At 68.7% G+C, this 22,086-nt stretch carries 23 protein-coding genes; 5 read left to right on the top strand and 18 right to left on the bottom strand.

All coding sequences use genetic code 11. From position 1 onward, the window contains the following. Together AC3EGR_RS22885 and AC3EGR_RS22880 are read right to left on the bottom strand one after the other, a co-directional pair. The gene (locus tag AC3EGR_RS22885) at positions 1–1,548 is read right to left on the bottom strand and encodes a flavin-containing monooxygenase (RefSeq protein ID WP_488548835.1); all 1,548 of its coding nucleotides are present in this window, start codon (positions 1,546–1,548) and stop codon (positions 1–3) included. Then, positions 1,460–2,305, bottom strand: a complete 846-nt coding sequence (locus AC3EGR_RS22880; RefSeq protein WP_488548834.1) for an SDR family NAD(P)-dependent oxidoreductase — start codon at positions 2,303–2,305, stop codon at positions 1,460–1,462. The genes AC3EGR_RS22885 and AC3EGR_RS22880 overlap by 89 nt, the downstream gene beginning before the upstream one ends. A 120-nt stretch (positions 2,306–2,425) precedes the next feature. On the opposite strand from AC3EGR_RS22880, the gene AC3EGR_RS22875 reads away from it, so the two are divergent. Further along, positions 2,426–2,800, top strand: coding sequence for a hypothetical protein (locus AC3EGR_RS22875; protein ID WP_488548833.1), 375 nt, complete (start codon positions 2,426–2,428; stop codon positions 2,798–2,800). A 46-nt stretch (positions 2,801–2,846) separates the two neighbouring features. Here AC3EGR_RS22875 and AC3EGR_RS22870 read toward each other — a convergent pair whose 3' ends face one another. From AC3EGR_RS22870 to AC3EGR_RS22820, 11 genes are all read right to left on the bottom strand, one after another. After that, positions 2,847–4,715, bottom strand: coding sequence for a potassium transporter Kup (locus AC3EGR_RS22870; protein WP_488548832.1), 1,869 nt, complete (start codon positions 4,713–4,715; stop codon positions 2,847–2,849). 119 nt (positions 4,716–4,834) lie between these two features. After that, positions 4,835–6,127 carry a glutamate--cysteine ligase gene (gshA, locus tag AC3EGR_RS22865; protein WP_488548831.1) on the bottom strand — a complete coding sequence of 431 codons (1,293 nt, stop codon included), beginning with the start codon at positions 6,125–6,127 and terminating at the stop codon, positions 4,835–4,837. A 25-nt stretch (positions 6,128–6,152) separates the two neighbouring features. Continuing rightward, positions 6,153–7,433 (bottom strand): glutamate-5-semialdehyde dehydrogenase, encoded by a 1,281-nt coding sequence (locus tag AC3EGR_RS22860; RefSeq protein WP_488548830.1) that lies wholly within the window; start codon positions 7,431–7,433, stop codon positions 6,153–6,155. A 7-nt stretch (positions 7,434–7,440) separates the two neighbouring features. Then, on the bottom strand, positions 7,441–8,511 hold the full coding sequence (holA, locus tag AC3EGR_RS22855; RefSeq protein ID WP_488548829.1) for a DNA polymerase III subunit delta: 1,071 nt from the start codon (positions 8,509–8,511) through the stop codon (positions 7,441–7,443). 25 nt (positions 8,512–8,536) lie between these two features. Continuing rightward, positions 8,537–9,793 carry an ornithine--oxo-acid transaminase gene (gene rocD / locus AC3EGR_RS22850; RefSeq protein ID WP_488548828.1) on the bottom strand — a complete coding sequence of 419 codons (1,257 nt, stop codon included), beginning with the start codon at positions 9,791–9,793 and terminating at the stop codon, positions 8,537–8,539. 189 nt (positions 9,794–9,982) lie between these two features. Next, a complete protein-coding gene (locus AC3EGR_RS22845; protein WP_488548827.1) occupies positions 9,983–10,528 on the bottom strand; it encodes an LPS-assembly lipoprotein LptE in 546 nt (181 codons plus the stop codon). Next, positions 10,525–13,140: a leucine--tRNA ligase gene (gene leuS, locus AC3EGR_RS22840; protein WP_488548826.1), complete on the bottom strand. Its 2,616-nt coding sequence runs from the start codon at positions 13,138–13,140 to the stop codon at positions 10,525–10,527. The genes AC3EGR_RS22845 and leuS overlap by 4 nt, the downstream gene beginning before the upstream one ends. 36 nt (positions 13,141–13,176) lie before the next feature. Then, positions 13,177–13,593 carry an ExbD/TolR family protein gene (locus tag AC3EGR_RS22835; RefSeq protein WP_488548825.1) on the bottom strand — a complete coding sequence of 139 codons (417 nt, stop codon included), beginning with the start codon at positions 13,591–13,593 and terminating at the stop codon, positions 13,177–13,179. A 2-nt stretch (positions 13,594–13,595) separates the two neighbouring features. Continuing rightward, positions 13,596–14,258, bottom strand: coding sequence for a MotA/TolQ/ExbB proton channel family protein (locus tag AC3EGR_RS22830; RefSeq protein ID WP_488548824.1), 663 nt, complete (start codon positions 14,256–14,258; stop codon positions 13,596–13,598). A gap of 81 nt (positions 14,259–14,339) precedes the next feature. Continuing rightward, entirely contained in the window at positions 14,340–15,215 is an 876-nt protein-coding gene (dapB, locus tag AC3EGR_RS22825; RefSeq protein WP_488548823.1) for a 4-hydroxy-tetrahydrodipicolinate reductase, read from the bottom strand. A 7-nt stretch (positions 15,216–15,222) separates the two neighbouring features. Further along, positions 15,223–15,804 carry an outer membrane protein assembly factor BamE gene (locus AC3EGR_RS22820; RefSeq protein WP_488548822.1) on the bottom strand — a complete coding sequence of 194 codons (582 nt, stop codon included), beginning with the start codon at positions 15,802–15,804 and terminating at the stop codon, positions 15,223–15,225. A gap of 44 nt (positions 15,805–15,848) precedes the next feature. Between AC3EGR_RS22820 and fur the strand changes: the two genes are divergently transcribed. After that, positions 15,849–16,277: a ferric iron uptake transcriptional regulator gene (fur, locus tag AC3EGR_RS22815; RefSeq protein WP_488548821.1), complete on the top strand. Its 429-nt coding sequence runs from the start codon at positions 15,849–15,851 to the stop codon at positions 16,275–16,277. 33 nt (positions 16,278–16,310) lie between these two features. Here fur and hprK read toward each other — a convergent pair whose 3' ends face one another. The 5 genes from hprK to AC3EGR_RS22790 all read right to left on the bottom strand — a co-directional run bounded on the left by hprK (position 16,311) and on the right by AC3EGR_RS22790 (position 18,876). Further along, positions 16,311–17,261, bottom strand: coding sequence for an HPr(Ser) kinase/phosphatase (gene hprK / locus AC3EGR_RS22810; protein WP_488548820.1), 951 nt, complete (start codon positions 17,259–17,261; stop codon positions 16,311–16,313). Between the two features lie 13 nt (positions 17,262–17,274). Continuing rightward, positions 17,275–17,742 carry a PTS sugar transporter subunit IIA gene (locus AC3EGR_RS22805; RefSeq protein WP_488548819.1) on the bottom strand — a complete coding sequence of 156 codons (468 nt, stop codon included), beginning with the start codon at positions 17,740–17,742 and terminating at the stop codon, positions 17,275–17,277. A gap of 108 nt (positions 17,743–17,850) precedes the next feature. Then, complete coding sequence (hpf, locus tag AC3EGR_RS22800) at positions 17,851–18,180, bottom strand: ribosome hibernation-promoting factor, HPF/YfiA family (RefSeq protein ID WP_488548818.1); 330 nt, start codon at positions 18,178–18,180, stop codon at positions 17,851–17,853. 305 nt (positions 18,181–18,485) lie between these two features. Beyond that, positions 18,486–18,656 carry a hypothetical protein gene (locus AC3EGR_RS22795; RefSeq protein WP_488548817.1) on the bottom strand — a complete coding sequence of 57 codons (171 nt, stop codon included), beginning with the start codon at positions 18,654–18,656 and terminating at the stop codon, positions 18,486–18,488. 22 nt (positions 18,657–18,678) lie between these two features. Beyond that, complete coding sequence (locus AC3EGR_RS22790; RefSeq protein WP_488548816.1) at positions 18,679–18,876, bottom strand: hypothetical protein; 198 nt, start codon at positions 18,874–18,876, stop codon at positions 18,679–18,681. A gap of 364 nt (positions 18,877–19,240) precedes the next feature. Here AC3EGR_RS22790 and AC3EGR_RS22785 point away from each other — a divergent pair, with 364 nt between their 5' ends. From AC3EGR_RS22785 to AC3EGR_RS22775, 3 genes are read left to right on the top strand one after another with little or no spacing between them, the layout of a single operon-like run. Continuing rightward, on the top strand, positions 19,241–20,233 hold the full coding sequence (locus AC3EGR_RS22785) for a magnesium and cobalt transport protein CorA (RefSeq protein WP_488548815.1): 993 nt from the start codon (positions 19,241–19,243) through the stop codon (positions 20,231–20,233). Positions 20,234–20,261: 28 nt separating this feature from the next. After that, the gene (locus AC3EGR_RS22780; RefSeq protein ID WP_488548814.1) at positions 20,262–20,609 is read left to right on the top strand and encodes a hypothetical protein; all 348 of its coding nucleotides are present in this window, start codon (positions 20,262–20,264) and stop codon (positions 20,607–20,609) included. 60 nt (positions 20,610–20,669) lie between these two features. Then, a complete protein-coding gene (locus tag AC3EGR_RS22775; RefSeq protein WP_488548813.1) occupies positions 20,670–22,085 on the top strand; it encodes a hypothetical protein in 1,416 nt (471 codons plus the stop codon). Position 22,086 lies beyond the last annotated feature (1 nt).

Here is a 22,086-nt window from a genome sequence, read left to right as displayed (position 1 = left end):
TCAGCGCACCGCTTCGCCCTGCCGGCCGAAGCGCAGGGCACCGTCGCGCAGGGGCGTGAACTTCAGGGACAGCAGGTCCAGCACGTAGTTCTGGTAGACGCGCCAGGGCTTGTGCGTGCCCTGGCGCGGCAAGGCGTCGGCGGCGCGCAGGATGTAGCCGGATTGCAGGTCCAGCGCCGGCCGGGTCTCGCCCGTCTCGCCTTCGTGCACCGGCATGGCGACGTCCAGCCGCTGGTCGCGCAGGTGGTTGAGCACGCGGCAGACCTGGCGCGCGATCAATTCCGCCTTGAGCGTCCAGGACGCATTGGTGTAGCCCATGGCCATGGCGAAATTCGGCACCCCCGCGAGCATCATGCCCTTGTACGACAGGGCCTGCGCCAGCTCCAGGGGGCGGCCGTCGACCGCGATGCGCGCGCCGCCGAACAGCTGCAGGCGCAGGCCGGTCGCGGTAACGACGATGTCGGCGGGCAGCTCCTCGCCCGAGGCGAGCTTCAGGCCGGAAGCCGTGAAGCGCTCGACCTGGTCGGTCACGATGGACGCACGGCCCGCGCGCAGCGCGGCGAACAGGTCCGCATCGGGAACGATGCACAGGCGCTGGTCCCAGGGCTGGTAGCGAGGCTGCAGGTGCCTGGCGTCCACGCCGCTGCTTCGCTGCGCCTGCCGCACCAACCACGCGCCCGTGGCTTGCGGACGGCGGCGCGCGAGCTGGTAGATCGCGCTCGCGAGGAGGATGTTCTTCCAGCGGATCAGGCGATACGCGAAGCGGCGCGGCAGCATGCGCTGCAAGGCGCGCCCGATCGCGTCGCGTCCCGGGATCGCCAGGATGTAGCTGGGCGAACGCTGCAGCATGGTCACGTGCGCGGCCTGCTGCGCCAGCGCCGGGATCAGCGTCACCGCGGTGGCGCCGCTGCCGATCACGACGATGCGCTTGCCCGCGACCTCCAGCCCCTGCGGCCAGTGCTGCGGATGCACCACGCGGCCCGCGTAACTGTCGCGGCCCGGGATCTCCGGCGCATGGCCGCGCGCGTAGTCGTAGTAGCCGCTGCAGAAGAAGAGGAAACGGCAGCGCAGCGTGCGCGGCTGGCCGCCGGCGTCGACCTGCACCGTCCAGCGCGCCTCGCTGCTGCTCCAATCCGCGGCGGTCACGCGGTGGCCAAAGCGCATCGCCGGCAGCAGGCCCTCCTCGCGCGCCGTGTCGTGCACGTAGTCGCGGATGGCCGCGCCCTGCGCGATCACGGCATCGCTCGTCCAGGGCCGGAAGGTGAAGCCCAGGGTGAACATGTCGGAATCCGAGCGCACGCCGGGATAGCGGAACAGGTCCCAGGTGCCGCCGATCGCCGCGCGGCCCTCCAGGATCACGAAGCTGCGGTCGGGGCATTGCGTGCGCAGGTAGTGGCCGGCGGCGATGCCGGAGATGCCGGCGCCGACCACGACCACATCGACGTCGTGCAGTTCCATCTCAACGCTCCGCGGCCAGCTGCCGCCAGCGCCGCACGAGCAGGGGCTGGTAGTTGGCGCCGAGCACGCGCTCCATCGCGTGCAGCGCATGCGCGTCCGGGCCTATGAGGATGCGGCGCGCGTTGCGGCGCACGCCCGCGAGGATGCGCTGCGCCGCCTGCGCCGGGGTGGTGACCTGCAGCAGGCGCTCGGAGCGCCGGCGAAAACCCGCCGCGTCGAGCCCCGCTGCTCGCAGCAGACCGTCGTCGACGCGCATGGACTGCGCGATGCGCGTGGAGATGCCGCCCGGATGCACGCAGCTGGCGCTCACGGGCGCGCCGGCCAGTTCCAGCTCCATGCGCAAGGCCTCGGTGTAGCCGCGCACGGCGAACTTGCTGGCGTTGTAGGCGGCCTGCGTGGGCATGGCGACGATGCCGGCGATGCTCGAGATGTTCACGATGTGCCCGTCGCCGCTGGCATGCAGGTGCGGCAGGAAGGCCTGCGTGCCGTGCACGACGCCCCAGAAATTGATCCCCATGATCCACCGGAAATCTTCGATGCCGACGCTGGAAGCGGCTGCCGCCAGCGCGACACCGGCGTTGTTGATCACGAGGTTGACCTGCGGATGCGCAGCCCTGCACTCGGCGGCCCAGGCGAACACCGCGTCCCGCTGCCTCACATCGAGGATGGCCGTGGTGCAGGCAGCGCCCAGCGCCCGCGCTTCGGCGGCTGTCCGCGCCAGCCCCTCCGCGTCGATGTCGCCCAGTGCCAGCCGCGCGCCGTCGGCGGCCAGTTGCAGGGCGAGCGCCCGGCCGATGCCCGAGCCCGCGCCCGTGATGGCGGCCACCTTGCCGCGGAAATCTTCCATGCGTCTCCTCCTGCGTCCCGGCGTGAACAATGACGCCCGCCCGCCACCGGTCGGCGCCGGGCGGCATGGAGATTTGTAATTATTTGTATGACGATGTGAACACTCTTTGGAGGAGTTCTCATGTCGCACACCAAGCTTTCCGCTCTCGCCCTGGCGCTGGCCTGCCTCGCAGCCCCCGCCGTGGCCGCCGACTACGACTTCGACGGCGCGCTTCAGTCCTATCGCAGCGGCCGCATGTCGGAAGCCTATGGCCGCATGCTGACGCTGGGCCTCAAGGGTGACCCGGACGCCGCCCGCATCGCTTTGTTCCTGGGCGAGCAAGGCCCCATGGTCTACGGCGCGCTCTGGGAACTGACGGACACCGACGCCCAGCAACTGCGCAAGGTCTCCATGCGCCCGTCGCTGCGCCCGCAGCCGCAGCCGGACCCCGCCGGCTACGACGCCACCGGCATCGGCCAGTGGCCGGTGCGCAGCGAAGCCCTCGCCGGCAAGTGAGCGCAGGAGTCTGGGCGGCAGGCAAACGGGCCCGCCTCCAGACTGCTTAGATCTCGACCTTGCTGCCCAACTCCACCACGGAGTTGTTCGGCAGGTTGAGGAAGTCCGCGGCAGCGCTGGCGTTGTGGTGCATCTGCGCGAACAGCTTCTCGCGCCACTGCGCCATGCCGCCCCCGATGGTGGGCACCACCACGTCGCGCGAGAGGAAGTAGCTGGTGGTCATGGGGTCGAGCTCGCAGCCGCGCGTGCGCACATGCTCCAGTGCGCGCGGCACGTCCGGGTCGTTCTTGAATCCGTAGTGCAGCGTGACCTGCCAGCAGTCGTGCCCCAGCGACTCGATTTCGGCGCGCTTGTCCAGGCCGACCCAGGGCACCGGATGGTTGCGCACCGTCACGAACAGGTTGTGGTCGTGCAGCACCTTGTTGTGCTTCAGGTTGTGCAGCATGGCATTGGGCACCGTGCCGGGTTCCGCGGTCAGGAAGACCGCCGTGCCGGGCACGCGCAGCGGCGGCGCGGTGAACACCGATTCCAGGAAGCTTCGCAGGTCGATGGCGTCGGTGCGCAACTTCTCGTTCAGGATGTCGCGGCCGCGCTTCCACGTCATCATCAGCGTGAAGACCATGCCGCCGATCATCAGCGGGAACCAGCCGCCATCGACCAGCTTGAGCAGGTTGGAGGCGAAGAAGGTGATGTCGACGACGAAGAACCAGCCCGTGGCGACGATGCACAGCCACAGCGGGTACTTCCAGCCGTAGCGGATGACGAAGAAGGTCAGCGTCGTCGTGATCAGCATGTCCAGGGTCACGGCGATGCCATAGGCCGAAGCCAGGTTGCTGGAGGAGCGGAACATCACCACGGCGATGACGATGGCGACGAACAGCCCCCAGTTCACCGCCGGCAGGTAGATCTGGCCGGTATCGCGCACGCTGGTGTGCTGCACGTTCAGGCGTGGCAGGTAGCCGAGCTGCACCGCCTGCTTGGTCACGCTGAAGGCGCCGGTGATCAGGGCCTGCGAGGCGATGACCGTGGCCGCGGTCGCCAGGACCACCAGGGGCACCAGGGCCCAGTCCGGCGCCATCATGTAGAACGGATTCTTCACCGCCTCGGGCCGCGCCAGCAGCAGCGCGCCCTGGCCGAAGTAGTTGAGGGTCAGGCAGGGCATCACCACGCTGAACCAGGCCAGCCGGATCGGCTTCTTGCCGAAGTGGCCGAGGTCGGCATAGAGCGCCTCGGCGCCGGTGACGCACAACACCACCGCGCCCAGGATGATGAAGGTCACGCCCGGGTTCGCCCACATGAAGCGCATCGCGTAGAGCGGGCTGATGGCCTTGAGGATCTCCGGATGCTTGACGATCTCCGAGACGCCCAGCGCGGCGATGGTGAAGAACCACACCAGCGTGATCGGGCCGAAGAACTTGCCGATGCCGCCGGTGCCGCGCTTCTGGACCAGGAACAGGCAAAGCAGCACGATCAGGGTGAGCGGAATCACCCAGTCCTCGAAGTTCGGCGACACGACCTTCAGGCCCTCGACCGCGGACAGCACCGAAATCGCCGGCGTGATGACGCCGTCGCCGTAGAACAGCGAGGTGCCGAAGATGCCCACCGCGAGCAGCACCGGGCGCAGCTTCGGCTTGTCCTTCACCGCCTGCGAGGCCAGCGCCAGCATGGCGATCAGGCCGCCCTCGCCGTTGTTGTCGGCCCGCAGGACCAGCACCACGTACTTGATGGAGACGATGACGGTCAGCGTCCAGAAGAAGATGGACAGGATGCCGTACACGTTGTTCGGGGTGAACGGCACGTGCCCGCCTCCGAACACCTCCTTCACGGCGTACAGGACGCTGGTGCCGATGTCACCGTAGACGACACCGATGGCGCCGAGGGTCAGCGCGGCAAGCGACGATTTCGAGTTCTGCACGAACAGCCCCGTCCCGGACAGGGTCCGGCGGGGTCTTGAACTTGGGGAGCGTTATTGTGCGCCCGCGCGGCCGGCTTGCCGGGCCGATGTTGCGGTGCAGCAACCGAGCCGGCGCGCCGTCAGTCGTAGACCTCGGCTTCGGGGTCCGTGGCTTCGAGCTCGTAGCTCGCCGCCAGCATGGCGAGGCGGCCGATCACGCCATACATATAGAAGCGGTTGGGCGCACTCGCTCCCGGCTTCTGGCCGGGTTGAGGTAAGCGCGTACTCTCCGCGAAAGCGAGCGGTACGAAGCTGGAGCCCGGCGCATTGAGGTTTTCGTCCGTGCCGCGCTCGGCGTGGATGCGGTAGAAGCCGCCCACCACGTAGCGGTCCATCAGATACACGACGGGCTCGGCCACGGCCTCGTTGATGCGTTCGGCCGTGAGCACGCCTTCCTGGATGATCACGTCGGTGATGGCCTGCCCGGTCTTGACCACCGGCGGCTTGTTCTTCGGCCGCTGGCGGATGGCATCGAGGTCCTTCACGTCGCGCACGGTCATGATGCCCATGCCGGAGGTCCCGTTGTCGGCCTTGACGACGACGAAGGGCTTCTCGTTGATGCCGTATTCCTTGTACTTCTTGCGGATCTTGGACAGCAGCGCGTCGACGTTGGAGCGCAGGCACTCCATCCCTTCCTGCTTGTGGAAATCGAGCTCGCCGCAGCGGTTGAACATCGGGTTCACCAGCCAGGGATCGATGCCCAGCATCTTGCCGAAGCGCTTGGCCACCTCCTCGTAGCTCTGGAAGTGGCGGCTCTTGCGCCGCACGGACCAGCCGGCGTGCAGCGGCGGCAGCAGGTACTGCTCGTGCAGGTCCTCCAGGATGCCGGGCGCGCCGGCCGTGAGGTCGTTGTTCAGGAGGATGGTGCAGGGGTCGAAGTTCTTCAGGCCCAGGCGCCGCTTGCTGCGCACCACCGGCTCCAGCGTGATCCTGTCGCCGCCGGGCAGCTCGATGGGCGTGGCCTTCTTGATGGCGGGATCGATGGAGCCGATCTTCACGTTGAGCCCCGCCATGCGGAAGATCTTCTGCAGCTGGGCGATGTTGCTCAGGTAGAAGGTGTTCCTCGTGTTCTCCGGTATGACCAGCAGGTTCTTGGCCTCCGGGCAGATCTTCTCGATCGCCGCCATCGCCGCCTGCACCGCCAGCGGCAGCATGTCGTTGGTCAGGTTGTTCCAGCCGCCGGGATACAGGTTGGTGTCCACCGGCGCCAGCTTGAAGCCGGCATTGCGGATGTCCACCGAGCAGTAGAACGGGGGCGTGTGCTCCATCCACTCCAGGCGGAACCAGCGCTCCACCGCCGGCATCGATTCCAGGATGCGCTGCTCGAGTTCGTTGATCGGGCCGGTCAGGGCCGTGATGAGATGCGGAACCATGCGGCCCTCTTGTTGTTGTGGGGGATCAGGTCCGCACTTCGCCGTTGCCCAGGACGATCCATTTCAGGGAGGTGAGGCCTTCGATGCCCACGGGGCCGCGGGCGTGGAACTTGTCGGTGCTGATGCCGATCTCCGCGCCCAGGCCGTATTCGAAGCCGTCGGCGAAGCGCGTGCTGGCATTGACCATCACGCTTGCCGAATCCACCTCGCGCAGGAAGCGCTGCGCGTGCAGGTGGTCGCGGGTGACGATGGCGTCGGTGTGGTGCGAGGAATAGCGGTTGATGTGGGCGATGGCCTCGTCCACGCCGGCCACCAGCTTGACGCTGATGATGGGCGCGAGGTACTCCTCGGACCAGTCCTGCTCGGTCGCGTCCTTCAGGTCGGCGCCGCGCACCTGCGCCAGGATGGCCCTGGCCTCCGGGTCGCAACGCATCTCCACGCCCTTGGCGGCGAAGATCGCGCCGATCTCGGGCAGGAAGGCCTTGGCCACGCCGCGCGCCACCAGCAGGCTTTCGCTGGCGTTGCAAGGGCTGTACTTCTGCGTCTTGGCGTTGTCCGCGAGGCTCACCGCCATCGCGACGTCGCAGGGATCGTCGACGTAGACATGGCAGTTGCCGTCGAGGTGCTTGATCACCGGCACCTTCGCTTCGCGCGAGATGCGCTCGATCAGGCCCTTGCCGCCGCGCGGGATGACCACGTCCACGTACTCGGGCATCGTGATCAGCTGGCCCACGGCCTCGCGGTCGGTGGTCTGCACCAGTTGCACCGCCTCCGCCGGCAGGCCGGCTTCGACCAGCGCCTGCTGCACCAGGCGCGCGAGCGCCTTGTTCGACTCGATCGCCTCCGAGCCGCCGCGCAGGATGCACGCATTGCCGCTCTTGATCGACAGGCTCGCGGCCTCGATCGTCACGTTCGGCCGGCTCTCGAAGATCATGCCGAAGACGCCCAGCGGCACGCGCATCTGGCCCACGCGGATCCCGCTGGGCTGCTGCTTCATGCCGAGCACCTCGCCGATGATGTCGGGCATCGTGGCGAGCTGCTCGCAGCCGACCGCGAGCGTCTCGATGGTCCTGGGCGTGAGCTTCAGGCGGTCGACCATCGGAGCGGACAGGCCGGCGGCGGTCGCGCGCGCGATGTCCTGGGCGTTGGCGGCCTGCAGCGCGTCACCGCTCGCGCGCAGCAGGGCGGCCAGCCCGCGCAACACCTGGCTCTTCTCGGCGGCCGACGCCGCGGCCATGCGAGCAGAAGCCGCCCGGGCCTGCAGCCCGAGGCCATGCATGTGCTCGGCGATATTCACGGCATTCATCTGTTCATTATCCGCGCGCCGGATGGGGCCTGCCGGAACACTCCAGGCACAGCCCCAGCGCGAGTTGGCGGAGGGCTTGCCAGCCGTCGGTTGGCCAGCCGGGCGCCTTCAGCCCCTTCACGATCCCGTCCACTACATGGGCGCCATGCAGCAGGTTTTCCAGTGCCGTGGTGGACAACCGGGGCAGGACGCGCTCGAACAGCTTTTCCTTCAGGCCCCAGACGCGCTGCTCGCGCAGCGCCATGGGCAGCGGCCGGCCCTCCGCCATGGCATCTTTCACGCGCTTGAGGGCGCGGATGTCCTCGGCCAGCGTGTAGTGCACCAGCACCTCCGCCTCGCCCTCGGCCTGCAGGCCGTCCAGCATGCGCTGCACGCGGGCCACCTGCCCGGCGAGCACCGCTTCCGAGAGCTTGAACACGTCGTAGCGGGCCACGTTCAGCACCGCGCTTTCGACCTGGTCGAAGCGCAGCTCGCCGGCGGGATAGAGCAGCGCCAGCTTCTGGATCTCCTGGTGGGCGGCCAGCAGGTTGCCCTCGACGCGGTCGGCGAAGAACTGCAGGGTACGCTGGCCCTCCTCGCCCGCGAGCACGCGCTGGTTGTTGCGGGCCAGGCGCTGGGAGATCCATTGCGGCAGCGCACTGCGCTCCACCGGCTGCACCTCGATGGCCACGCCGCCGTTCTCGAGCGCGGCGAACCAGGCCGATTTCTTCGTCTGGAAGTCCAGGCGCGGCAGCAGGACCAGCGTCAGGGTGCTGTCGTTGCCCTGCGCACCCTCGGCGACCTGCTGCAAGGCGGTGCTGCCGTCCTTGCCCGGCTTGCCCGAGGGAATGCGGATCTCCACGATCTGCTTGTCCGCGAACAGGCTGAGCGAACCGCCCGCGGCCAGGACCGCGCTCCAGTCGAAGTGGGCGCCGGCCACCGTGTGCACGGTGCGCTCGGTATGGCCCTGGGCGCGTGCCGCCGCGCGGATCGCGTCCGCGGCCTCCTGCACCAGCAGCGGCTCGTCGCCGTGCAGTGTGTACAGCGGCCGCAGGCCGCGTTCGAGGTGTTGGCTGAGTTGGGCAGGGGCAAGCTGCATGCCGGGAGTTTACCGGCCGCCCCCGTCAGGCCCGGGCCAGTCCGAGCTCCCGGTGTCGCTCCACCGCCACCTTGCGGAAGATCTCCACCGCCTTGTCCATCAAGGCGTGGGTGATGGTCAGGGGCGGCGCGAAGCGGATCACGGTGTCGTGCGTCTCCTTGGACAGCACGCCGGCCGCGGCCAGGCGCAAGACCAGGTCGCGCGCCGTGGTGCAGGACGGATCGATCTCCACGCCGATCCACAGTCCGCGGCCGCGCACGTCGCGGATCAGCGGCTTCACTTCCTCCTGCACCTCGCGCAGGCGCTTGAACAGGTACTCGCCCTTGGCCGCGCAATTGGCGACCAGGCCTTCCTCTTCCAGCACCTTCAGCCCTTCCAGGGCCACGGCCGCGGCCAGCGCATTGCCGCCGAAGGTGGAGCCGTGGCTGTTCGGCACGAAGACCTGCATCACCTTGTCGTCGGCGCAAAAGGCGCTCACCGGCAGCAGCCCCCCGCCCAGGGCCTTGCCCAGGATCAGCGCGTCGGGCCGGATGCCCTCGTGTTCGAAAGCGAACCAGGTGCCAGTGCGCCCCAGGCCCGCCTGCACTTCGTCGTCGATCAGCAGCACCTGGTTGGCGGTGCACCACGCGCGCAAGTCCCGGAAGAAGCCCGGCGGCGGCACCACCACGCCCGCCTCTCCCTGGATCGGCTCGATCAGCACGGCGCAGGTGTTGGCCGTGGCGGCGGCCTTGACGCTGGCCATGTCACCGTAGTCGAAATGCTGGAAGCCGCCGCAGAAGGGGCCGAAGCCCGCGCGGTACTCCTCCTCGCTGGAGAAGCCGATGATCGTGCTGGTGCGCCCGTGGAAGTTGCCGCGCGCGACCAGGATGCGCTGCTCGCCGTCCGGGATGCCCTTGACGCGGTGGCCCCAGCGGCGCGCGCACTTGATCGCGGTCTCCACCGCCTCGGCGCCGGTGTTCATGGGCAGGACGCGCTCGAAGCCCGTCACCTGGCTGAGTTTCTCCAGCAGGGGCCCGAGCGTGGTGCTGTAGTAGGCGCGGGACATCACCGCCACCTTCTCCATCTGGCGCTGCGCCGCCGCGACGATGCGCGGATGCAGGTGGCCGTGGCTCACCGACGAGTACGCGCTCATCATGTCGATGTATTCGCGCCCGTCCACGTCCCACACCAGGCAGTCCTTCGCGTGGTCGACCACCACCGGCACGGGAGCGTAGTTGCGCGCGCCGTAGTGCCCTTCCTTGACGATGTGCGACTGGGTGGACGAGGTTCCGGTGGCATCCATGGCGAAGCTCCCACGTGTAGCCCCAAGATGGGGCTGTCGGCTGCGCATCGCAAGTGCGCAAGCACGACAACAGCCGAAAGGTTCGCACCGCCGGACCGGCGGAGGTGTAGGACCGCGTCGCCGGCCCGGGGCTGGCGCGACAGTCCGCCTGTGGCGCCCCGTCCGACAGGCGCGCCCGGCCGCGCCCGGTCAGGCCTGCAGCGTGCGCAGGGCCGCCAGGCGCCGCATGAGCTGCCGCACCAGGTCGCTCTGCATGTCGCGGTACATCAGCGACTCCTCGGCTTCCTTGGCCAGGGCGGCGGATTCGTTGAAGGAAATGTCCCGGTGCTGTTCCAGCTCGGTTTCCGGAATCAGCTCCTGGCCCTGCGCGTTGCGCACGCGGAAGCGGATGCGGCTGCGCAGCTGGAATTCGGTCACCTGGCCGGTGGAGTTCAGCCCCACCACGGTCTTTTCGCGCAGTTCCTGCAGCAGGTCGAACACGACCTGGCTGGCGGCCGCGGGCGCCGCCGGGGCGGAAGCGGCGCCGCCGGCGGGCGTGGCGGCGGCAGCCGTCGCCAGCACGCGCACCTTGCCGTCCGAGGCGATCGAGCGCCGCAGTTCGGCCGCGAGCGGCGAGCTCTCCGGCGCGTTCAGCACGAGCGTGTCGAAGGCGAAGTCGGGCGCCTTGCGCAGATGGAAACCGCAGCCGGCCAGCAGGCTGGCGCCGAGGAGCGGAAAGACGTCCCTGCGCTTCATACGACCACGTTCACCAGGCGACCGGGCACGACGATCACCTTCTTGGGCGCCGCGCCGCCGCTGAACTTGGTGAAGCCTTCGCTGGCCAGGGCGATCTTCTCGATTTCGGCCTTGCCCGCGTCCGCGCGCACCAGGATCGAGCCGCGCAGCTTGCCGTTGACCTGCAGCATGAGCTCGACCTCGTCCTGCTTGAGCGCCCCTTCGTCGACCTTCGGCCAGGGTGCGTCGAGCAGATCGCCGTTCACGGCGGCATAGCCCAGCTCCTTCCACAGCCCGCAGGCGATGTGCGGCGTCACGGGATACAGCACGCGCAGCAGCAGGCCGAAGCCCTCGCGCAGCGCGGCCTGCGCCCCCGGCTCGCCCTCGCCCTTGAAGTCCTCCAGCGCGTTGAGCATCTTCATCGCGCCCGAGACCACGGTGTTGTACTGCATGCGCTGGTAGTCGTAGTCCACCTGGCGCAGCGCGGTGTGCAACTCGCGCCGCAGCGCCTGCGCCTGCTTGCCGTAGCTGGCGGCCTTCACCTCGCCGCCGGCGCCCAGCTTCGCGCCGAAGTTCCAGACGCGGCGCAGGAAGCGGTAGCTGCCTTCCAGGGCGGCGTCGTTCCACTCCAGCGTCGCCTCGGGCGGCGCCGTGAACATCGTGTACAGGCGGGCGGTGTCGGCGCCGTAGCGCTCGATGAGCTCCTGCGGATCGACGCCGTTGTTCTTGGACTTGGACATGGTGGTCCAGCCCTCGTAGGTCACCGGCTGGCCGTCGGCCTTCGCCGTGGCGGAGATCACCTTGGCGTGTTCGTCGCGCTGGATGTCCAGTTCGTGCGTCCAGAAATACTGCTTGCCGGTGGCGGTGCGCGAGAACGCTTCGTTGAGCACCATCCCTTGCGTCAGCAGCCGGGTGAACGGCTCGTCGATCTTCACCAGGCCCAGGTCGCGCATCACCTTGGTCCAGAAGCGCGCGTACAGCAGGTGCAGGATCGCGTGCTCGATGCCGCCGATGTACTGGTCCATCGGCATCCAGTACTGCGTGCCGCTAGCGACCATCTTCTCGTCGTTCCTCGGGTCGCAATAGCGCATGAAGTACCAGGACGAGTCCACGAAGGTGTCCATGGTGTCCGTCTCGCGGCGCGCGTCGCTGCCGCACACGGGGCACTTGCAGGCGAGGAAGTCCTCGCGCTTGTTCAGCGGGTTGCCGCTGCCGTCCGGCACGCAGTCCTGCGGCAGGACGACCGGCAGGTCCTTCTCCGGCACCGGCACGGCGCCGTGCACGTCGCAGTGGATGATCGGGATCGGCGTGCCCCAGTAGCGCTGGCGGCTGATGCCCCAGTCGCGCAGGCGCCAGGTGGTCTTCATCTCGCCCAGGCCCTTTTGCTGCAGGTGGTGCGCCACCGCCTTGACCGCCTCCTGGTACCGGAAGCCGCTGAAGATGTCGGAGTTGATCGTGACCCCGTTCTCCTTGTCGGCGTACCAGTCCTGCCAGTGCCGGTAGTCGTAGTCCTGGCCGTCGACGTGCACCACCTGCACGATCGGCAGGCCGTACTTCAGGGCGAAGGCGAAGTCGCGCTCGTCGTGGCCCGGCACGCCCATCACGGCGCCGTCGCCGTAGCCCATGAGCACGTAGTTGCCGACCCAGACCTCCACCGGCTCGTGGGTGAGCGGATGCATCACCTTCAAGCCCGTGGGCATGCCTTCCTTTTCGCGCAGCGCCAGTTCGGCTTCCGTGGTGCCGCCCTTCTTGCACTCCTCGATGAACTGCGCGAGCTTGGGATTCGACTGCGCCGCGTGCGTCGCCAGCGGGTGCTCGGGCGCGACCGCGCAGAACGTCACGCCCATGATCGTGTCCGCGCGCGTGGTGAACACGTACATGCGGCCGTCGCCGATCGGCTTGCCGTCCTGGCCGCGGATGTCGTGCGTGAAGGCGAAACGCACGCCCTCGCTGCGGCCGATCCAGTTCTCCTGCATCAGCTTCACGCGCTCAGGCCAGCCGTCCAGGTCCTTCTGCACGTACTCCAGCAGCTCCTGGGCGTAGTCGGTGATCTTCAGGTAGTAGCCCGGGATCTCGCGCTTTTCGACCACCGCGCCGGTGCGCCAGCCCTTGCCGTCGATCACCTGCTCGTTGGCCAGCACGGTCATGTCCACCGGGTCCCAGTTCACGACCTGGGTCTTGCGGTAGGCGATGCCCTTTTCCAGCATCTTCAGGAACAGCCACTGGTTCCACTTGTAGTAGCTCGGATCGCAGGTGGCGATCTCGCGCGACCAGTCGATGGCCAGGCCCATGGCCTGCATCTGGCCCTTCATGTACGCGATGTTCTCGTACGTCCACTTCGCGGGCGGCACCTTGTTCTTCAGCGCCGCGTTCTCCGCCGGCAGGCCGAAGGCGTCCCAGCCCATGGGCATCAGGACGTTGTAGCCGTTCATGCGCAGGTAGCGCGTCAACATGTCGTTGATCGTGTAGTTGCGCACGTGCCCCATGTGGAGCTTGCCCGAGGGGTAGGGCAGCATCGAGCAGGCATAGAACTTCTTGCGGCCCGCCTCCTCCGTCACGCGGTACGCGTCGCGCGCCGTCCACTCGGCCTGGGCGGCCTTTTCCACCGCCAGGTGGTTGTACTTGTCTTCCATGATCGCGAAATTGTAGGGGCGACCCCCTGCCCCGCCTTATTTGGAGGGTTCTGCGACGAACCCGATGCGGGACAGCCCCGCCCTGTGGGCAATGCCCATGACCTCCACCACCTTGCCGTACGGGACGCCCTGGTCGGCCCGCAGCTGGATCTCGGTGTCCGGATTCTGTTTCGCCGCGGCGGCGAGATGGGTAGCGAGTTGTTCCGGCGTGGCCGGCTTGTCGTTGAGGAAGACCTGCCCCGCCTTGTCCACCACCACGGTGACGAACTTCGGTGCATCGCCCGGTTGCGTGCCTTCGGCCCGGGGCAGGTCCAGCCGGATCGAGCTGGCGAGCAGGGGCGCGGTGATGATGAAGATGACCACCAGCACCAGCATCACGTCCACCAGGGGCGTGACGTTGATCTCGCTCATCGGCGGCTCGCCCTGGGTGCGTTCCAGCCGGCCGAAGGGCATGGCTACTCCGCCTCGACGGGCTGGCGGGCGCCGTGGGTCAGCAGTTCGCGCAGGTCGAAGGCGAAGCCTTCCAGGTCCGCCTCGATGCGGCCGATCAGGCGGCCGAAGATGTTGTAGCCCAGGACGGCGGGGATCGCCACCGCGAGCCCGGCGGCGGTCATGACCAGGGCCTCGCCCACGGGCCCCGACACCTTGTCGATCGTGATCTGGCCGGCGTTGGCGATGCCGGTGAGCGCGTGATAGATGCCCCAGACGGTCCCCAGCAGGCCCACGAATGGTGCAGTGGAGCCGACGGTGGCCAGCAGCACCTGCCCGAACTGCAGCTTGCCGAGCACGGCATGCAGGGCGTTGCGCAGCAGGCGCGTGAGCTGCTGCGAGCGGTCGCCGGCGGCAGCCAGCGAGCCGGAGGCGGTTTCCTCGCTGGCGACGATCAGCGGCAGCACGAGCGCCTCGCGGTCGAAGGCCTGCACCTTGCTGCGTGCTTCGGGCAGCGATCCGGCCTGCCAGAAGGCGGCCGTGCTGCGGGCGACACCGATGCGGGCGCGCTGCAGCATCCAGACCTTCCACAGGATCACGACCCAGCTCGCGACCGACATGGCGAACAGCAGGATCGCCACCGCCTGGGTGACGGCGTCGCCCTGGCGGAACAGGTCCGTGAAGCTCATGCGGCCCGCCGCCGGAGGCGGGCGCGCCTCCCTCGGGGAGGCAGGACGGGTGCGACGCAGCGACCGTGGGGGGTCATCGCCTCAACGCAGGCCGAGGACGTCGAACATGTCGAACAGCCCCTTCTGCTGGCCGGCGAGGAAGCGCACCGCCCGCAGGCTGCCCTGGGCGTAGGTCGCGCGGCTGGCGGAACGGTGGACGATCTCGATGCGCTCGCCGGTGCCGGCGAAGAGCACCGTGTGGTCGCCGACGATGTCGCCGCCGCGGATGGCGGAGAAACCGATGGTGGACGGGTCGCGCTCGCCGGTGTGCCCGTGGCGCTCGTACACCGCGCAGTCCTTCAGGTCGCGGCCGAGCGCCTGCGCGATCACCTCGCCCATCTTGAGCGCGGTGCCCGAGGGCGCATCCACCTTGTGCCGGTGGTGCGCCTCGATCACCTCGATGTCGTAGCCCGTGGCCAGCGCCTTGGCGGCCATCTCCAGCAGCTTCATGGTGACGTTCACGCCCACGCTCATGTTGGGCGCCATCACGATGGCGATGTCCTTGGCGGCCTCGGCGATCTGCGCCTTCTGCGCGTCGGTGAAACCGGTCGTGCCGATCACCGCCTTCACGCCGTGCTCGCGGCAGACCCGCAGGTGCGCCAGCGTGCCTTCGGGCCGGGTGAAGTCGATCAGGACCTGCGCGTGCGCCAGCCCCGCGGCGATCTCGGCGGTCACGGGCACGCCGCTGGCGTGTCCCAGGAAGGCGGCGGCGTCGTTGCCGATCGCGGGGCTGGAGGCCATGTCCAGCGCGCCGGCGAGGCGGCAGTCCTCGGAAGCGCGGATCGCCTCGATCAGCATGTGGCCCATGCGCCCGGAGGCGCCGGCCACCGCCACCTGGTGCTGGGTGCTGCCCGCGGGCGGCGGCTGCACCGCGCCGCTCACGGCGACCGTCCGCAAAGCCTGTGTGCTCTTGCCCATGGCGCCCTCAACGCGGCGCCGACTCGAGCGGCGGGTAGCTGGTGGGCGCCGCGGCCGCGGCGGCGGGGGCTGCCGCCGCGGGGGACGTGGACGCTGCCGCGGCTGCCGCCGCCTGGTTCTTGGACTGGAAGGCCTTGAGCTCCTCCTCGGTCGCCTCCAGGCGCGGCACCTTGCCGACCTTGCGCGTGGTGTCCAGGGTGGTCACGAACTCGGACTCGCTGGGCATGGTGTCGCCTTCGACGCGGTCCATCGCGTCGTCCTTGAAGAAGACGGCCAGGTGGCGCTTCTGCGCGTCGGTGCCGCGGCGCTTGAGCGTGAACACATAGTCCCAGCGGTCGCCGTGGAACAGGCTGGTGACCAGCGGCGTGCCCAGGACGTTGCGGACCTGCTCGCGGCTCATGCCCTTCTGCAGCGCGTCGACCTGCTCGCGCGAGATGAAGTTGCCCTGCACCACTTCCACCCTGTACGGCGTGATGGAGTTGAGCAGACTGTGCGAATAACCATCCACGGTGCTGCAGCCGCCGAGGGCGGCAAGCAACGCGGCGGCGGCCAGGACGCGGTGCCTCTGGCTCAGGGGCATGGCAGGCATGGGAGGGGCAGGCGATATGATCGGGCCATTGTAGCGGCAGCACCATGGCGAACATCGACGAACTCAAGAGCACCGGACTCAAGGCCACGCTGCCGCGGCTGAAGATCCTCGACGTCTTCCACAAGGGCGAGCAGCGCCACATGACGGCCGAAGACGTCTTCCGCGTGCTGCTGGAAGAACGCACCGACATCGGCCTGGCCACCGTCTACCGCGTTCTCACGCAGTTCGAGCAGGCCGGCATCCTGAGCCGCAGCCACTTCGAGAGCGGCAAGGCGGTCTACGAACTGAACGAAGGCCAGCACCACGACCACCTCGTGTGCCTGGACTGCGGGCGGGTCGAGGAGTTCTACGACGCCGAGATCGAGCGGCGCCAGAACGACGTGGCCAAGCTCAAGGGCTTCGAGATCGCCGACCACGCCCTGAGCCTGTACGCCCACTGCACCAAGGTCGGCTGCCCGAACCGGCCGAAGTAAACGTCTTGCCCGCAGAGGCCCGGAGGGGCTGCACTAGCTGCCCTTTTCCATCGCGCGGCGGTGGCGCTCGACGAACTCCTGGTAGGTGTCCACGCCGCGCAGCTGCAGGATCGTGTTGCGGACCGCCGCTTCCACCAGCACGGCCATGTTGCGGCCGGCGACCACCGGGATGACGGCCTTGCGCACGGGCACGCCCAGCACGTCCTGCGTGAGCGGCTCGTAGGGCAGGCGCTCGTACTCGCGCTCCATGGTCTCGCGCCGTACCAGGTGCACGATCAGGCGCAGGCGCATCTTGCGCCGCACCGCCGTCTCGCCGAAGATCGCGCGGATGTCGAGCAGGCCGATGCCGCGCACCTCCAGCAGGTTCTGCAGCAGCTCGGGACAGCGGCCCTCGATGGTCGTCTGGTTCACGCGGTAAAGATCCACCGCGTCGTCGGCCACCAGGCCGCTGCTGCGGGTGATCAGCTCCAGCCCCAGCTCGCTCTTGCCCAGGCCCGACTCGCCCGTGATCAGCACGCCCAGCCCCAGGATGTCCATGAACACGCCGTGCATGGACGTGCGTTCGGCGAAGTGCTTGGACAGGTAGGCCCGCAGCACGTCGATCACGAAGGCCGAGGGCTCGGCGGTCGAGAACATGGGGATCTGCGCCCGCTCGCACATGGACAGCAGCGCGTCGGGCGCCTGCTGGCCATCGGTGAGCACCAGCACCGGCGGCTCCAGCGTCACGATGCGGGAGATGCGGCGCGCGCAGTCTTCCTGGGTGGCGTTCGTGAGGTAGGCCACCTCGCGCTCGCCCAGGATCTGCACCCGGTAAGGGTGGATGTAATTGAGGTAGCCGACCAGGTCGGCGCCGGAGCGCGCCTTGCGCACCGCCACCTCGTCGAAGCGCCGCTCGGAAGCGCCCAGGCCCGCGACCCATTCCCACTTGAGCTGGGCCCGGTGGTCCTCGAACAGGACGTCGGCGCTGACGACGGTGGGTTTCAAACGCGCGCGCGCCTTACTGCGGCTGGGCGGACTGCCAGTCGGCGATCAGCTGGTGCAGCTGCCTGGCGTCGGCACTGTGGCGGATCTTCTCGCGCAGGGGCGCGTCGCTCAGCAGCTCGGCGATCTCGGACAGGATTTCCAGGTGCTTCTGCGTCGCCGCCTCGGGCACCAGCAGGAAGATCAGGAGGTTGACCGGCTGCTCGTCGGGGGCGTCGAAGCCGATCGGGCTGCCCAGCTGGAACAGGGCCGCCATGGGCGACTTCAGGCCCTTGATGCGGCCGTGCGGGATGGCGACGCCGTGGCCGAGGCCGGTGGAGCCCAGGCGCTCGCGGGCGAACAGGCTGTCGGTGATGAGCGCGCGGGACAGGCCGTGCAGGTTCTCGAACAGCAGGCCGGCTTCCTCGAACGCGCGCTTCTTGCTCGTGGCGTCGACGCCGACCAGGACCTGGGCGGGCGGCAGGATGGACGCGAGGCGGTTCATGGTTAGGTGGGCGGATTATGCACTCGTGACCGTGCACTGCCCCCAAACGGCCGACCTGCCTGAGCCGATGACGAAAAAGGCCCGCAAGGGGCCCCGTTGTCGTTTGCTTTACATCACCCGTTTCGGGGCGTCGCAGTGGTGGTCCTGCATGCGCGTCTTGTGGCGGCCCACCTGGCGATCCAGCTTGTCGACCAGTTCGTCCAGGGCGGCATAGAGGTCGTGATGGGCGCTCTCGGCAAAGAGGTCGTTGCCCTTCACGTGGATCCTGCACTCCGCGCGCTGCCTTCGTTCCTTTTCCTTCTGCTTTTCGACGGTGAGAAGTACCTTGATGTCCACGACCTGTTCAAAGTGACGGGTGATGCGATCGAGCTTGGTGGTCACGTAATTCCGGAGAGCGGGGGTAACTTCGAGGTGGTGACCGCTGATCGTCAGGTTCATGGAGCCTCCTGGTGGATGGAAACACGGGCGCCGTTGGCGGCGCGGGGGAAGGAAGTCGCTGTCGGTGTCTGCGACCCACTATGCCCGCCGCCTGCGACGAAGTCCATGGATATCCCTCAAGGCTCAGGCGCGAATTGCAAGCGGGATGGGGCACGCGCAAGGACCTGTGACGCCAGGCATTGCGCATGCGCATGCGGGCGGTTCCACCAGGAGACCAGAAATGCAAACGGCCCTCGAAAGGGCCGTGCAAGCACGAGCAGCGGCCGCGGGGGCCGCTGTCGCGAGAGAGGATCAGGACATGCGGATCAACGCACGCGCCAGAGCGCGGCGGCGTCGAGGCGGTTCCACTGGCCGGCCGCCTTGGGGTGCGCCTGCGCGCCCGGGCGCTCCAGGTTGCCGTGCTCGACACGTTCGGCCTGCGGTTTGTCGCGGGGCGTGTCGTTGAAGCGGTTGGTGGACTTGGGTTCCTTGTACATGATGGCTCCGTGCGAGGGCGGCTCAGCTGCCGCTGTCGCTGCTGGGGGTGCGCTTCGTTTCCTGCGAGGAGGGCGTCCGTTCCACGTACATCTGTGCGATGAACGGCCAGGCGTGGCCGCTGCGGGGACGGTGGCCGGCCAAGGTGCTGTCCTTGGCGTCGGCCGCGGCGGGACGCCAGTTCGAGCGGCTGGCATTGGGGTCGGTCGCTAGCTGGATCATCTCGGCTCCTTGCGGGGTCTATACCGGGCGGGGACCCGGGGGGATGAAGCCAATGTAGGGCGAGCTCCTGAGCTGTGGTGTCGGACGTTCTGGCCCAGCCGTGTAGGATTTGTCCTGCGATTGCGCCTCAACAGTGGCAGGCCTCTTGACCGACCAACGGAAAACACTGGACGTTTGGCCATACCCGGGCCGCCGGACGCCGCTGGGCGGGGGCTCGCGCGGCATAATCCTGGGCTTCCCAACCCCCGGGAGAGCGCTCCTTGGAAACCTACCCTAGTCGGTAGCTTTCAACGCCCGTGCCGCGGCGCGTTGGAAGCCCCCCAGCCACCGCCAGACCACAACACGAACGCACGGGACGGGAGCCATGCTCAACATCTTCACGCTCGCCAACGGCCGGCTCGTCCAGGAAGAGATCGAGTCGCTGGAGGAGCTCTCGCGCTTCCAGCCGATCTGGGTCGACCTCGAGGCGCCCACGATCGAGGAGAAGCGCTGGATCAAGCAGTACTACGGCCTGTCCATCCCGGAAGACGCGATGGACGAGGACATCGAGGAGTCCGCGCGCTTCTATGAAGAGGACAACGGCGACCTCCACATCCGCAGCGACTTCCTGATCGCCGGAGCCGGCGACGAACCGCGCGCCGTGCGGGTCGCCTTCATCCTCAACCTGATGAACAGCAGCCTCAAGAGCCATGGCGTGCTGTTCTCCATCCACGACGAGGACGTGCCGGTGTTTCGGCTGCTGCGCCTGCGTGCGCGGCGCGCGCCCGGCCTGATCGAGGATGCGAAGGAGGTGCTGCTCAAGCTCTTCGATGCGGACGCCGAATATTCGGCCGACACGCTGGAAGGCATCTACGACGAGCTCGAGGCGGTGAGCAAGCAGGTACTTTCCGGCGAGGTCACGGACACGCTGGCCGGCGAGTCGCTGGAGGCGATCGCGCGGCAGGAGGACATGAACGGGCGCATCCGCCGCAACGTGATGGACACGCGCCGGGCGGTGAGCTTCATGATGCGCAGCCGCATGCTGACCGCCGAGCAGTTCGAGGAGGCGCGGCAGATCCTGCGCGACATCGAATCGCTGGACAACCACACGGCCTTCCTGTTCGACAAGATCAACTTCCTGATGGACGCCACGGTCGGCTTCATCAACATCAACCAGAACCGCACCATCAAGATCTTCTCGGTGGCGAGCGTCGCGCTGCTGCCGCCGACCCTGGTCGCGAGCCTGTACGGCATGAACCTGCAGTTCCCCGAGCTGCAGGCGCTGGGCCGTGGCGCCTACCCCTACGTGCTGGTGCTGATGATCGCCAGCGCCCTGGTGCCCATGTGGTACTTCCACAAGCGCGGCTGGCTGCGCTAGCCGGCCCGGTCGTATGATGCGGCCCGCCATGGCCTTCGCCGCCTTCCGCTCCGCGCACCGCAGCCGCCGCTTGGGCTGGCTGCTCGCGTTCGCGCTGTGGCTGCCGGTGGCGCAATGGGCATCGGCGTCGCATGCGCTGCTGCACCTGCACGCGAGCGTGAAGGAACAGCGCGACCCGGCATCCCTGGCCGCCAGCGCCTGCGACCTGTGCGTGGTCGCGGCTGCCCTGGGCAGCGGGGCGCCGGCGCCGGTCACCGCCGCGCCGGCGGCCATCGGGCTGCCCCACGCCACGCCCTCCTTCGCCCCCCGCGCGCACCACATCGGCGCGCCCGCGCGTTTCTACGCCAGCCGCGCGCCCCCGTCCTCGCACGCCTGAAACCCGTTGCCGCGCGCCACGCGCGCGCGGCGCCCGCTTTCTTTCGTGCAGGAGGTCCTCATGGGCCGTGGATTGCGCCAGGCAGGATGGATCCTGTGCCTGGCTGCGGGGAGCGCGCTGGCGCAGCCCGCCCCTTCTTCTTCCGACACCCAGGCGCTGCGGCGCGAGCTGGACGCCATGCGCGCCGAGTACGAGCAGCGCATTCGCGCCCTCGAGCAGCGGCTGCAGGCGGCCGAACGGGCCGTCGCGACACCGGCCGCATCCGCGGTGCCGGCGTCGCCAGGACCCGTGCCTGCACCGGCGCCCGCGCAGGCCGTCGCGGTCACGCCGGCGCCTGTCCCGGCGCCCGCCAGCGGTGGCGGCTTCCAGCCGGCCCTCTCGCTGATCCTGTCCGGCGGCTATTTCAACAGCTCCCAGGATCCGGCGAACTACCGCATCCGCGGCTTCCCCCTGCCGCCGGACGCGGAGATCGGGCCGGGCGTGCGCGGCTTCAGCCTGGCCGAGTCGGAGCTGGGCATCGCCGCGAACATCGACCCGTGGTTCCGTGGCGCAGCCTCCATCGCCTTCGCCCCCGACAACAGCGTGTCGGTGGAGGAAGCCTTCGTCGAGACCACCTCGCTCGGCAAGGGGCTCACGCTGCGCGCCGGCCGCTTCTTCTCCGGCATCGGCTACCTCAATTCGCAGCACGCGCATGTCTGGGACTTCGCCGATGCGCCGCTCGCCTACCAGGCCATGCTGGGCGGCCAGTACGCGGACGACGGCGTGCGGCTGACCTGGCTGGCCCCGACCGACCGCTACCTGGAGCTGGGCGCCGAACTCGGGCGGGGCCGCAGCTTCCCCGGTAGCGACAGCTCGCGCAACGGCCGCGGCATGCTCTCGCTCTCCGCGCACACCGGCGGCGACATCGGCGAGAGCCACAGCTGGCGCGCCGGCCTGTCCTGGCTGGACACCCGGGCGCAGGACCAGGAACTGCTCGCCTCCGATCCGGCCGGCGCCGACCTGCCCACCTTTTTCAGCGGCACGACCCGCGCCTGGATCGCGGACGCGGTGTGGAAGTGGGCACCGGGGGGCAACGCCACGCGCACCAGTTTCCAGCTGCAGGGGGAATACATCCAGAGCCGGCGCGAAGGCAGCCTGCGCGTCGGCGCGTTGCCGGATGCGGGCGATTACCGCGTCACGCAATCGGGCTGGTACCTGCAAGGCGTCTACCAGTTCATGCCGCGCTGGCGCGTGGGCCTGCGCACGGAGCGTCTTTCCCCCGGAACGCCGGACTACGGCAGCAACACCGGGCTGGTCGCGGTGGACGGCGGCTCGCCCGGCAAGAACACGCTGATGCTGGACTGGAACCCGAGCGAGTTCTCGCGCGTGCGCTTCCAGGTGGCGCGCGACCGCGCCCGTCCCGCCGGCCTGACCGACACCCAATGGCTGCTGCAGTACCAGATGAGCCTGGGCGCGCATGGCGCGCACCGCTATTGAA

The organism is Ramlibacter sp. G4-7, assembly GCF_057784995.1.
This window is presented reverse-complemented; position numbering and strand designations above follow the sequence as displayed.

What these genes read in the sequence shown, in the direction of transcription:
- AC3EGR_RS22885 (WP_488548835.1), bottom strand. Translation starts at nt 1,548, where the DNA reads ATGCGCTGCACGCGATGGAGCGCGTGCTCGGCGCCAACTACCAGCCCC.
- AC3EGR_RS22880 (WP_488548834.1), bottom strand. Translation starts at nt 2,305, where the DNA reads ATGGAAGATTTCCGCGGCAAGGTGGCCGCCATCACGGGCGCGGGCTCG.
- AC3EGR_RS22875 (WP_488548833.1), top strand. Translation starts at nt 2,426, where the DNA reads ATGTCGCACACCAAGCTTTCCGCTCTCGCCCTGGCGCTGGCCTGCCTC.
- gshA (WP_488548831.1), bottom strand. Translation starts at nt 6,127, where the DNA reads ATGGTTCCGCATCTCATCACGGCCCTGACCGGCCCGATCAACGAACTC.
- AC3EGR_RS22860 (WP_488548830.1), bottom strand. Translation starts at nt 7,433, where the DNA reads ATGAATGCCGTGAATATCGCCGAGCACATGCATGGCCTCGGGCTGCAG.
- holA (WP_488548829.1), bottom strand. Translation starts at nt 8,511, where the DNA reads ATGCAGCTTGCCCCTGCCCAACTCAGCCAACACCTCGAACGCGGCCTG.
- rocD (WP_488548828.1), bottom strand. Translation starts at nt 9,793, where the DNA reads ATGGATGCCACCGGAACCTCGTCCACCCAGTCGCACATCGTCAAGGAA.
- AC3EGR_RS22845 (WP_488548827.1), bottom strand. Translation starts at nt 10,528, where the DNA reads ATGAAGCGCAGGGACGTCTTTCCGCTCCTCGGCGCCAGCCTGCTGGCC.
- leuS (WP_488548826.1), bottom strand. Translation starts at nt 13,140, where the DNA reads ATGGAAGACAAGTACAACCACCTGGCGGTGGAAAAGGCCGCCCAGGCC.
- AC3EGR_RS22835 (WP_488548825.1), bottom strand. Translation starts at nt 13,593, where the DNA reads ATGCCCTTCGGCCGGCTGGAACGCACCCAGGGCGAGCCGCCGATGAGC.
- AC3EGR_RS22830 (WP_488548824.1), bottom strand. Translation starts at nt 14,258, where the DNA reads ATGAGCTTCACGGACCTGTTCCGCCAGGGCGACGCCGTCACCCAGGCG.
- dapB (WP_488548823.1), bottom strand. Translation starts at nt 15,215, where the DNA reads ATGGGCAAGAGCACACAGGCTTTGCGGACGGTCGCCGTGAGCGGCGCG.
- AC3EGR_RS22820 (WP_488548822.1), bottom strand. Translation starts at nt 15,804, where the DNA reads ATGCCTGCCATGCCCCTGAGCCAGAGGCACCGCGTCCTGGCCGCCGCC.
- fur (WP_488548821.1), top strand. Translation starts at nt 15,849, where the DNA reads ATGGCGAACATCGACGAACTCAAGAGCACCGGACTCAAGGCCACGCTG.
- AC3EGR_RS22805 (WP_488548819.1), bottom strand. Translation starts at nt 17,742, where the DNA reads ATGAACCGCCTCGCGTCCATCCTGCCGCCCGCCCAGGTCCTGGTCGGC.
- hpf (WP_488548818.1), bottom strand. Translation starts at nt 18,180, where the DNA reads ATGAACCTGACGATCAGCGGTCACCACCTCGAAGTTACCCCCGCTCTC.
- AC3EGR_RS22795 (WP_488548817.1), bottom strand. Translation starts at nt 18,656, where the DNA reads ATGTACAAGGAACCCAAGTCCACCAACCGCTTCAACGACACGCCCCGC.
- AC3EGR_RS22790 (WP_488548816.1), bottom strand. Translation starts at nt 18,876, where the DNA reads ATGATCCAGCTAGCGACCGACCCCAATGCCAGCCGCTCGAACTGGCGT.
- AC3EGR_RS22785 (WP_488548815.1), top strand. Translation starts at nt 19,241, where the DNA reads ATGCTCAACATCTTCACGCTCGCCAACGGCCGGCTCGTCCAGGAAGAG.
- AC3EGR_RS22780 (WP_488548814.1), top strand. Translation starts at nt 20,262, where the DNA reads ATGGCCTTCGCCGCCTTCCGCTCCGCGCACCGCAGCCGCCGCTTGGGC.
- AC3EGR_RS22775 (WP_488548813.1), top strand. Translation starts at nt 20,670, where the DNA reads ATGGGCCGTGGATTGCGCCAGGCAGGATGGATCCTGTGCCTGGCTGCG.